8 protein-coding genes are annotated in these 10325 nt (G+C 59.5%); 5 read left to right on the top strand and 3 right to left on the bottom strand.

Going from position 1 to position 10325, the window contains the following annotated elements; translation table 11 throughout:
• Window positions 1-243 precede the first annotated feature (243 nt).
• Window positions 244-1665 carry an amino acid permease gene (locus tag ACA072_RS23295; RefSeq protein ID WP_497620864.1) on the top strand — a complete coding sequence of 474 codons (1422 nt, stop codon included), beginning with the start codon at window positions 244-246 and terminating at the stop codon, window positions 1663-1665.
• Between the two features lie 66 nt (window positions 1666-1731).
• On the opposite strand, the gene ACA072_RS23290 is transcribed toward ACA072_RS23295, so the two are convergent.
• Window positions 1732-2856 carry an OpgC family protein gene (locus ACA072_RS23290; RefSeq protein WP_497620862.1) on the bottom strand — a complete coding sequence of 375 codons (1125 nt, stop codon included), beginning with the start codon at window positions 2854-2856 and terminating at the stop codon, window positions 1732-1734.
• Window positions 2857-3108: 252 nt separating this feature from the next.
• On the opposite strand from ACA072_RS23290, the gene ACA072_RS23285 reads away from it, so the two are divergent.
• Both ACA072_RS23285 and ACA072_RS23280 read left to right on the top strand, forming a co-directional pair.
• A complete protein-coding gene (locus ACA072_RS23285) occupies window positions 3109-4614 on the top strand; it encodes a glucosyltransferase domain-containing protein (RefSeq protein ID WP_497620861.1) in 1506 nt (501 codons plus the stop codon).
• 118 nt (window positions 4615-4732) lie between these two features.
• Window positions 4733-5107 carry a GtrA family protein gene (locus ACA072_RS23280; protein WP_497620860.1) on the top strand — a complete coding sequence of 125 codons (375 nt, stop codon included), beginning with the start codon at window positions 4733-4735 and terminating at the stop codon, window positions 5105-5107.
• Between the two features lie 50 nt (window positions 5108-5157).
• Here ACA072_RS23280 and ACA072_RS23275 read toward each other — a convergent pair whose 3' ends face one another.
• A complete protein-coding gene (locus tag ACA072_RS23275) occupies window positions 5158-6777 on the bottom strand; it encodes an FMN-binding glutamate synthase family protein (RefSeq protein ID WP_497620857.1) in 1620 nt (539 codons plus the stop codon).
• Window positions 6778-6954: 177 nt separating this feature from the next.
• Complete coding sequence (locus tag ACA072_RS23270) at window positions 6955-7755, bottom strand: helix-turn-helix transcriptional regulator (protein ID WP_438662499.1); 801 nt, start codon at window positions 7753-7755, stop codon at window positions 6955-6957.
• 125 nt (window positions 7756-7880) lie between these two features.
• Between ACA072_RS23270 and ACA072_RS23265 the strand changes: the two genes are divergently transcribed.
• Together ACA072_RS23265 and ACA072_RS23260 are read left to right on the top strand one after the other, a co-directional pair.
• On the top strand, window positions 7881-8702 hold the full coding sequence (locus ACA072_RS23265) for a carbon-nitrogen hydrolase family protein (RefSeq protein WP_497620856.1): 822 nt from the start codon (window positions 7881-7883) through the stop codon (window positions 8700-8702).
• Between the two features lie 182 nt (window positions 8703-8884).
• Entirely contained in the window at window positions 8885-10210 is a 1326-nt protein-coding gene (locus tag ACA072_RS23260; RefSeq protein ID WP_497620854.1) for an APC family permease, read from the top strand.
• Window positions 10211-10325 lie beyond the last annotated feature (115 nt).

Here is a 10325-nt window from a genome sequence, read left to right as displayed (position 1 = left end):
GCCAGGTAATGCCCCTCCGCAAACCGGGCTTTTCCCGAGAGTTCTGGCTGAATGTTGGGGTTTATAGAGTGAAAAACCCTGTACGAAGCTTTTTATACTGCACGCCCCGCTGATCTTGCAGGTGTTGTCCTGCAAGACGGGTTTGCTCACGAAGCAGGCCCGGTTTCTCAGAAGCAATGGCTTACCGGTCAGCGCTTTGTTACTCGGTGGTCATACCCAATAACAAGACGAGGTTGTACCCCTATGCCAGTCGGCAATCACCTGCCCCACGGCGAGACCGCTCAGGGCGGCCCGCTTAAACGCGAACTCGGCGAACGGCATATTCGCTTGATGGCGCTCGGAGCCTGTATCGGCGTCGGTCTGTTCCTCGGCTCGGCCAAGGCCATCGAGATGGCCGGTCCTGCCATTATGCTGTCCTACATCATCGGTGGTCTGGCGATCCTGGTGATCATGCGCGCCCTCGGCGAGATGGCCGTGCACAACCCGGTCGCCGGCTCCTTCAGCCGTTACGCCCAAGATTACCTCGGCCCGTTGGCGGGCTTCCTGACTGGCTGGAACTACTGGTTCCTGTGGCTGGTGACGTGCGTTGCGGAAATCACCGCAGTGGCGGTGTACATGGGCGTCTGGTTCCCCGATGTGCCGCGCTGGATCTGGGCGCTCGCCGCGTTGATCAGCATGGGTTCGATCAACCTGATTGCAGTAAAGGCCTTCGGTGAATTCGAGTTCTGGTTCGCCCTGATCAAGATCGTCACCATCATCGCGATGGTGATCGGCGGCATTGGCGTGATCGCGTTCGGCTTTGGCAACGACGGCGTAGCGCTGGGGATTTCCAATCTCTGGGCCCACGGCGGCTTCATGCCCAACGGCGTGCAAGGCGTGTTGATGTCGCTGCAAATGGTGATGTTCGCCTACCTCGGCGTCGAGATGATCGGCCTGACCGCCGGTGAAGCGAAGAACCCGCAGAAGACCATTCCCAATGCGATCGGCTCGGTGTTCTGGCGGATTCTGTTGTTCTACGTCGGCGCGTTGTTCGTGATCCTGTCGATTTACCCGTGGAACGAAATCGGCACCCAGGGCAGTCCGTTCGTGATGACCTTCGAGCGTCTGGGCATCAAGACTGCGGCCGGCATCATCAACTTCGTGGTGATCACCGCGGCGTTGTCGTCCTGCAACGGCGGCATCTTCAGCACCGGGCGCATGCTCTACAGCCTGGCGCAGAATGGCCAGGCCCCGGCCGGTTTCGCCAAGACCTCGAGCAATGGCGTGCCACGTCGCGCGCTGCTGCTGTCGATCGGTGCGTTGCTGTTGGGCGTGCTGCTCAACTACCTGGTGCCTGAGAAAGTCTTTGTCTGGGTGACGGCGATTGCCACCTTCGGTGCGATCTGGACCTGGGTGATGATCCTGCTGGCCCAGCTCAAGTTCCGCCAAGGCCTGAGTGCCAGCGAACGTGCCGGTCTGAAGTACAAGATGTGGCTATACCCGGTCAGCTCGTACCTGGCGCTGGCGTTTTTGGTGCTGGTGGTCGGCTTGATGGCGTACTTCCCGGAGACTCGCGTGGCGTTGTATGTCGGCCCCGCGTTTCTGGTGCTGCTGACGGTGTTGTTCTACGTGTTCAAGCTGCAACCGACCAATGTGTCGCAAGGTGCGGTGCGTTCGGCTTCATAAGCCGTAACGCCTGAAACGCAAAAGCCCCGCGCTCTTTAAAGAGGCGGGGCTTTTTACGTTTTGACTTTAAGCGGCCACCACCGAAATTTGCCTATTCAACCGCTTGTTGAAATCCAGCCAAACCCCCAACAACGCCATCAATCCCGCCCCCACCAACGCCGTAAAGATTTGCATGGCAAACGCATCATCGGTCAGGGCATTGACCATATCCGCCAACGGCGCCAACAACACCCCGAGGCAGAACACTTCCAGCGAATAACGCCCCATGCGACTGCATTGCTGCGCCAGCCAGTTCTGCGTCCAGCCAGTGTCCGGCAACAGTTTTGCCGTGACATACGCCAGCGCCAGAAAGTGCAGCAGGCGCACCGGTGACAGGTCGGTCTTGCTGATCGGGTACAACAGATTGCTCAGGCTGGTCGGCACCACCGCATCATGCAGTTGCGGCCACCGCCACAATACGGTCAGTACACCGGCAACGCCTGCGTATAACGCCGCACTCACAAACACTGGCTGGCGCAGCAACGAACGCCTGTCGGGCAACCGCGGGCGTTGCCCATGAATTGCAGCGGCACCGCCGAGTACAAACAACAGTTGCCAGGCGACGGGGTTGAAGTACCACACGCCGTCCTTGATGGCGGCCAGGTTCCAGCCGAACAACGGCACCGTCAGGTACACCGCAAACGACATCGCCACCACCACCCAGGGTTTGCGCACAAATATCGGCAGCACCAGCGGCAAACCTGCCAGCAGCACGATGTAGAGCGGCAACGGATCCATCAGGTTCGGTTTGAAGCGCAACAGCAACTCATCGATCAAGGCTTGCTGCGGGTTGCTGATGAAGTGGTGCATGCCCATTTCCTCTACCAGATCGCGGGTCTCCACGTGGCTGTTGGCGAAGAACACGATGCCCATCAGCATCGCCAGCAGGAAGATATGCACCACATACAGCACCCAGGCCCGGCGCAGGATTTTCACGCAGGCAATCAGGTAACCGTCGCGCGCAAGGATTTTGCCGTAGGCCAGGACCGCCGCGTAGCCGGCGAGAAACACGAAGACTTCGGCTGCATCACTGAAACCGAAATTGCGCAGGGTGATTTGACCCAAAGGGTTGTGGGGCACGTGATCCCAGAAAATGAAGATCAGTGCCAGGCCCCGGAAAAAGTCGATCCGGTGATCGCGTTCAGTCGTCATGGCGGCGGGCTCTTGAACGGGTTTTGAAGTAGGCGCGGCCGGCGACACAAAAGGTTGCGCGCCGCACATCGGCGGCGCGCAGGGTGCAGGGATTCGCCGGCAATTGCAAAGTGTGGATATTACGGAATGTCTCTGCGCATCGCCGAGGGACGCAACCGCCTGTCTAAAAGCCGCGCAGGTCCACGATCTCTAACTACCGTCGGGGTTCAAAGCTTTATCGATTGAAGGCGGAAGTCCCCCAGAGGCGCCGGAATGAAGATCAGCGAATGGCTCGACAAAGAGCTCACAGGCCGCCAGGTCGGGTTGATGTTTCTCTTTGCGACGCTGCTTTACATCCTGCCGTTGATCCTCGCAGATTTCCCTTACATCGATGACAACTGGCGCGCCTTGGCCGCCGGCACAGGCTGGGCGCAGGAGGGCCGGTTGTTCGCGCAGTGGTTCTACAACCTGCTGACCTTCAGCGGTGCCGCGCCGAATATCTTCCCGCTGCCGCTGTTGATTGCCACGCTGGCGATGAGTTGGGCCCTGACCCGGCTGACGTTTCACTACTTCCCCGAACCGACATTCACCCATTGCCTGGTGGTGCTGCCGCTTTGGTACAGCCCGTTTTTCCTGCAAAACCTGTCGTACCAATACGACGGACCGACCATGGCGCTGAGCCTGGTGGCGGTGATCTACGCGATCACCTTCCAAAGCCCCTCACGCATCCAGCAACTGCTGATACCCGCCGCGCTGATTGCATTGGCCATCGGGCTGTATCAGGTCAGCTTCAATGTGTTTCTCGGGCTCTGTTGCCTGGAGTGGCTGCGGGGAGCGAGCGACAAACTGGCATGGCCCGCGTGGTGGCGATTGATCGGCTGCAAAGTGGTTCAGATAGGCTTGGCCGGCTTGATCTATTACGCCACTGCCTATGCCTTCATGACTCAGAGCCGAACCTCGTTGTTGAATTGGGCGGCGGCGCCGCTGCTGCAAGTTGAAACCAACGCGAGCCGGGTGCTGGAAAAAATCGTGCTGCTGTTCCATGGCGGCTTTGCCTGGGTGTTCGCCGCGCTGTTGCTGTGCGCTGTCGCCGGTGCCGTACGGGTGGGACGGCGCGTGGTGGAGCGTGCGGGCACAGGCCTGGAAAAAACCATCATCGGCCTGCTGTGTCTTTTGCTCTTGCCCGTCCTGATAGTGCTGGTGCCGGGGGCCTCATTGTTTTTCCGCGACTTCAATGAAGGCGCCCGCACCTTGATGGGTTTTGCTGTGGTGCTGGTGCTGCTGTTCTACCTGAGCCATCGGGCGCTGGCGCGAGTACATGGAAAGCTGCCATTGCTGTTGCTGGTTCCGCTGTTGGCGATGCTCTCGCTGTCCTTCGCCTATGGACGGGTGCTGACATTACAAAAAACCTTCGCGACGAATGCACTGTCTGCCTTGAGCGCAGACATTGCTTCGCGCCCGGCATTGCGCGAGGCCAAGCGGATTTATATGTCGGTGACTTATTCGGATCATTGGCTGGTGAGCGCTGCCGGGTCGTTCAAGCAGATGCCGGTTTTGCATTACCTGCTGAACATCGACTTTTACATGCTTGCTGAAAACCTGCCCAAGGCAGGCATTACCAATGTGGTCAGGGAAAAGGAGCGGCGCAACGCCACGCTGGTGGGATACCAGGGTTATCCACCGCTGGTAGACAGCCTGTTCTATCGCATTTATCTGCTGGGGGATTACGGCTTTATCGTCATGAAAGAACCCGTCCGGAAATCCACTTTGCAGTGGTGAACCCATGACCGTTGATCTGGCGTGCCACGCTACCTGTTAGTTCTTACAGTAGACGCGCACCTGCCCATGACTTTAGGTTTGACCCGCACCTGAAACGGAAACAGTTCAAGGATCGGACATGAAAGCCTTATGGAAAGCATTCTCCACTTACGCGATCGTTGGCGTGGCCAATACGCTGATTCATTGGCAGATATTTTACGTACTGACTACAGCGGCCGAGATTAGCCAGGCGGCCAGTAATTTTTCGGCGTTTTGTGTGGCCGCGACGTTCTCATTTTATGTGCATGCGCTCTACACGTTTGAGGCCGGAGCGTCGGTTCTTCGTTATCTGATGTTTGTGTTGTTTATGGGGGGCATGAGTTTCGTGGTCGGACATTATGCCGATGTCTGGAAAATCCACGGGCTGGTAACCGTCGCTTCGTTCTCGCTGTTGAGTCTGGTCTGCGGGTTCTTCTTTTCCAGATTTGTCCTGTATGGCGAGCGCGAAGCGTGAAGGTGTCGCTGATGCCAGCCTCTCCATAAGGCTGGCATACAGAGCAATCCTTACGCAGCAATCACCTCATTTGGCTCAAAACTATCCGCCCGCGCCATCTGCCACATCCGCGAGTAAAACTCGCCATTCACCTCACCGGTGAGCAATTCCCCCGGTTTCAAGAACACATGCAGCTGCGAGAACAGCTTGATCTCGGTCGCCGACATGCGCCGCACCAGATGCTTGGCCGACAGTTGTGAAGGGTGATCGAGGCCGGCGGCCGCGAGCATTTCCGCGAGGGCCTTGAGCGTGTTGCGGTGAAAGTTGAAGACGCGCTGGGCCTTGTCCGGAACCACCAGCGCACGCTGGCGCAGGGTGTCTTGAGTGGCGACGCCGGTTGGGCATTTGTTGGTGTGGCAGCTTTGCGACTGGATGCAGCCAATGGCAAACATGAAGCCGCGCGCCGAGTTGGCCCAGTCGGCGCCGATGGCCAGGACGCTGGCGATGTCGAAGGCACTGACGATCTTGCCGCTGGCGCCGAGTTTGATTTTGTCGCGCAGGTTCAGTCCCACCAGCGTGTTGTGGACGAACAGCAGGCCTTCACGCATCGGCACGCCGATGTGGTCGGTGAATTCCACGGGGGCGGCACCGGTCCCGCCTTCCTTGCCGTCGACCACGATGAAGTCCGGGAGAATGCCGGTTTCCAGCATGGCCTTGGCGATGCCCATGAATTCCCACGGGTGACCGAGGCAGAACTTGAAGCCCACCGGTTTTCCGCCGGACAGCTCGCGCAATTGCTGGATGAAGTGCATCAGTTCGATCGGCGTGGAAAACGCACTGTGTCGCGACGGCGAGATGCAATCTTCGCCCATCAGGATGCCGCGGGTTTCGGCGATTTCCTTGGTGACTTTGTGCTTGGGCAAAATGCCGCCGTGGCCGGGTTTGGCGCCTTGCGACATCTTGATTTCGATCATCCGTACCTGCGGCGTCTGCGCCTGGGCGGCAAAGCGCTCCGGGTCGAAGCGTCCGTCCGGGGTACGGCAACCGAAGTAGCCGCTGCCGAGTTCCCAGGTCAGGTCGCCGCCGTTTTCCCGGTGATACGCGCTGATGCTGCCTTCGCCCGTGTCATGGGCGAAGTTGCCGAGTTTGGCGCCCTGGTTCAACGCGCGAATGGCGTTGGCGCTGAGCGAGCCGAAGCTCATGGCCGAGATGTTGAACACCGAGGCCGAGTACGGCTGGGTGCACTGTGGACCGCCAACTATTACGCGGAAAGCACTTGGATCGCTCAACGGCGCCGGGCGCATCGAGTGGCCGATGAATTCGAAACCTGACTGGTACACATCGATCAGCGTGCCGAAGGGTTTGTCGGCGCTTTCATTCTTGGCCCGGGAATAGACCAGCGAGCGCTGGGCCCGGGAGAAGGGCAGGGCGTCGCTGTCGGATTCGAGCAGGTACTGGCGGATTTCCGGGCGAATGCCCTCCACCAGATAACGGATATTGCCCAGGATCGGGTAGTTGCGCCGCACCGCGTGAGGACTTTGCAGCAGATCGAACAGGCCCACGAGGCTCAAGACGCCGGTCACGGCGGTGATCGGCCAGAGCCATTCGTGTTCCAGGAAGGGCAGGCTGGCGAAGGTGAAGATCACGCAAGCGGCAAAGAAGGCGTAGCGGCTCAGGAGTGACAGGCTCATACGGGTTCCTTGGGTTCGGACTCGGTTGTGTTCAGCACAGTGCATTGCCTGGATACACCGATCCCTGTGGGAGCGGGCTTGCTCGCGAAAGCGGTTTGTCAGCCAGCATCAATGTTGAATGTGATGGCCTCTTCGCGAGCAAGCTCGCTCCCACAGAAAAGCAGTTCACTGCGCAAATCAGGCATTCTGCGCCTGGAGGAATATCGAAAACAGCTCGGACTGGGATTTGATCCCCAGCTTGCTGTACATGTGTTTCTTATGGACTTTCACGGTTTCAGCAGAGATTTCCAGCTTACGGGCGATTTCTTTACTGGAGCAACCGCTGAGCATCAATCGGCCGACATCCAGCTCCCGGGCGGTCAATTGCGCGCCCTTGAGTTGTTGCACCGAAGCTTCCAGCTGAACGCGCCAGTCGCCCTGGACCGGCGCCGGCGCGAGGGCCACGGCTTCGTTGATTTCGTAGGGCAGGCGCTGGCGCAACAGGCCGAGCACCCAAGGCTGGATCAGCGACAGCAAGGCAATCTGCTGGCCGCTGAAACGCTGCTTGCTGCCCAACGACAGGCACAGCGTGCGGTCGCCTTCGAGCTGGCAATTGAACTGGATTTCATCGGCCACCACATTCAGACGAAAGTAGCGTTGGTAATACTCGGTCAGCTCGAAATGCTCCGGCGCCACTTCCGACAGGCGATACAGGCCGGTACGCGATTGCTCGCGGCAGGCGATGTAGAACGGATCGAGCAAGTACAAACCACGCAGGTAATCCTGGAACAACTGATCAGGGCTGCCGTCCTCGCCCGGGCATTCGGCGAACACTTGCGGGTGCTGGTCAGCGCTGAAAAGCAACGCCACCCAGCTGTCGAAGGTCACGTACTGGTCCAGCAGGCGCACCAGCTGCGTCCAGAAGTTGGGCTTGTCCAGGGCGTCGATCAGTTGCCCGACCGAGCGGTGCCAAGCGATATCGTCTAATGAAAGTGTCATGCCTCTACCCCTATCGGGTTACCCCAGCGGCGTGATTCCCCGGCCGGTGGCTTGCTGCGCATACTGGCGCACAGACACAGACCGGGCAATCTTTCTGCCGTCCGGCCCAATAACAAGGACTCCCCATGAAAGTCGAACTCGCCCAGTTGGCGGGCCGTGACAACGGCACCGCGTACAACCTCGAACGGGCCTTGGCGGCCATCGATGCCTGCAAGGCTGACACGCAGCTGATCGTCTTCCCGGAAACCCATCTGATGGGCTTTCCATCTGCCGACACCGTGGCCCGGACCGCCGAACCGCTGGACGGACCGACGGTCAGCGCCATCGTGGTGGCTGCCCGTGAGCGCAACATCGCCGTGGTGATCGGCATGGCCGAGAACGACAACGGTCGCTTCTACAACACCACACTGCTGATTACCCCTGAAGGCATCGCCCTGAAATACCGCAAGACGCACCTGTGGGCGTCGGATCGCGGCGTGTTCGAGGCCGGCGACCGTTACGCCACCTGCGAGTGGAACGGCGTGCGGGTCGGCCTGCTGATTTGCTACGACATCGAATTCCCGGAAACCGCCCGCGCCCTGGCACAACTGGGCGCCGAATTGCTGATTGTCACCAACGGCAACATGGACCCTTACGGCCCGACTCACCGCACCGCAATCATGGCTCGCGCCCAGGAAAACCAGGCGTTTGCGCTGATGGTCAACCGGGTGGAAGAGAGCGATGACGGGTTGGTGTTTGCCGGTGGCAGTGCGCTGGTGGATCCGCTGGGTACTTTGTTGTTCGAGGCCGGGCGGGAGGAAGGGCAGTTTGCGGTTGAGCTGGATTTCAGCCGGTTGGAGGCGGCACGCAAGGACTATCGGTATCTGGATGATCAGCGGCTGAAGTTGCCGGGTGAGATTGTCGAGCGGGCTTCTGGCGTGCGGGAGTTGCTGATTCCTTCGCGCTGACCACCGATCGTTCCCACGCTCTGCGTGGGAATGCATCAACGGACGCTCTGCGTCCGCTTTTGGGACGCGGAGCGTCCCCGGCTGCATTCCCACGCGGAGCATGGGAACGATCACGCAACACCCGAAATTTTTGCGCCGAACTCGGCTCTGCCATAAATCTAATAAATTCGGAGTAGTCGCTCATGGCTCGTTTGCAACGCACCCTGTCATTGGGTTCGGTGGTGCTGTTCGGCATCGCCTACATGACGCCGATCATTGTGCTCGGCACGTTTGGCATCCTCGCTCAATCCACCGCCGGCATGGTCCCGGCCGCGTATCTGGCGGCGCTGGTGGCGATGTTTTTCACCGCCATGAGCTACGGCCGAATGGCCTCGGCGTTCCCCGTCGCAGGCTCCGCCTACAGCTATGTACGCAAAGCGATCAGCCCGAAACTCGGGTTCATCGCCGGTTGGGCGGTGCTGCTCGATTACCTGTTCCTGCCCATGGCGATCTGGCTGATCGGCGCCGCCTACCTCAACTCCGCGTTCCCGGCCGTGCCGCAGTGGATCTGGGTGCTGGTGTTTATCGGTATCACCAGCGCGATCAACATCGTCGGCTTGAAACTGGCCAACGGCATCAACGCCTTGCTGATGCTGGTGCAGTTCCTGGTACTGATTGCCTTCGTCGCGCTGTGCGTTCACTACGTCGGCGGCGACGCGAGCACGCCGTTGTGGTCGATCAAACCGTTCTTCAACGGTGACATGCAGATGCCGCTGATCATGAGCGGCGCGGCCATCGCCTGTTACTCGTTCCTTGGTTTCGACGCGGTCAGCACCCTGACCGAAGCAACCCGCGACCCACGTCGCACCATCCCGCGGGCGATCATGCTGATCACCCTGATCGGCGGGCTGATCTTCGTCAGCGTCTCGTATTTCGTGCAGATCGCACATCCCTCGTTCCAGTTCGACAGCGTCGACTCGGCAGCCTATGAAATCGCCCGCAACATCGGTGGCGACCTGTTCGTGTCGATCTTCCTGATCGGCCTGATCGTCGGCCAGTTTGCGTCGGGCCTGTCGGCTCAGGCCAGTGGTTCGCGCCTGTTGTTTGCGATGGGGCGCGACGGTGTGCTGCCCAAATCGTTTTTCGGCAGCTTGCATGAGCGCTTTGGCACCCCGGTCAACAGCATCCTGTTGTGCGCAGTGGTGGCGTTGCTGGCACTGAAACTGGACGTCACCACCTCGACCTCGTTCATCAACTTCGGCGCCTTCCTGGCGTTCAGCCTGGTGAATTTGTCGGTGATCTTTCATTACTGGATCGGCGGTGAGAAAAAAGGCCTGCGTGAGTTCGTGTTGTTCCTGCTGTTCCCGTTCATTGGCCTGGCGGCGGATCTATGGCTGATGGTCAGCCTCGATCACCTGGCGATCTATCTGGGCCTGAGTTGGCTGGCGATTGGCGTGGTGTACCTGGCGGTGTTGACCGGTGGTTTCCGCCGCCAGCCACCGGAGATGGATTTCCAGGAAGCTACATAATCCCCGAACACTGAAGAACCCTGTGGGAGCGGGCTTGCTCGCGAAGGGGTCGTGTCAGTCACCATCACTAAGGACTGATACACCGCATTCGCGAGCAAGACCGCTCCCACATTTT

The sequence above is a fragment of the Pseudomonas sp. LBUM1656 genome, assembly GCF_059716065.1.
This window is presented reverse-complemented; position numbering and strand designations above follow the sequence as displayed.

Excerpts from the sequence above, each read along its gene's own strand:
- ACA072_RS23295 (WP_497620864.1), top strand. The coding sequence starts at position 244 with ATGCCAGTCGGCAATCACCTGCCCCACGGCGAGACCGCTCAGGGCGGC.
- ACA072_RS23290 (WP_497620862.1), bottom strand. The coding sequence starts at position 2,856 with ATGACGACTGAACGCGATCACCGGATCGACTTTTTCCGGGGCCTGGCA.
- ACA072_RS23285 (WP_497620861.1), top strand. The coding sequence starts at position 3,109 with ATGAAGATCAGCGAATGGCTCGACAAAGAGCTCACAGGCCGCCAGGTC.
- ACA072_RS23280 (WP_497620860.1), top strand. The coding sequence starts at position 4,733 with ATGAAAGCCTTATGGAAAGCATTCTCCACTTACGCGATCGTTGGCGTG.
- ACA072_RS23275 (WP_497620857.1), bottom strand. The coding sequence starts at position 6,777 with ATGAGCCTGTCACTCCTGAGCCGCTACGCCTTCTTTGCCGCTTGCGTG.
- ACA072_RS23270 (WP_438662499.1), bottom strand. The coding sequence starts at position 7,755 with ATGACACTTTCATTAGACGATATCGCTTGGCACCGCTCGGTCGGGCAA.
- ACA072_RS23265 (WP_497620856.1), top strand. The coding sequence starts at position 7,881 with ATGAAAGTCGAACTCGCCCAGTTGGCGGGCCGTGACAACGGCACCGCG.
- ACA072_RS23260 (WP_497620854.1), top strand. The coding sequence starts at position 8,885 with ATGGCTCGTTTGCAACGCACCCTGTCATTGGGTTCGGTGGTGCTGTTC.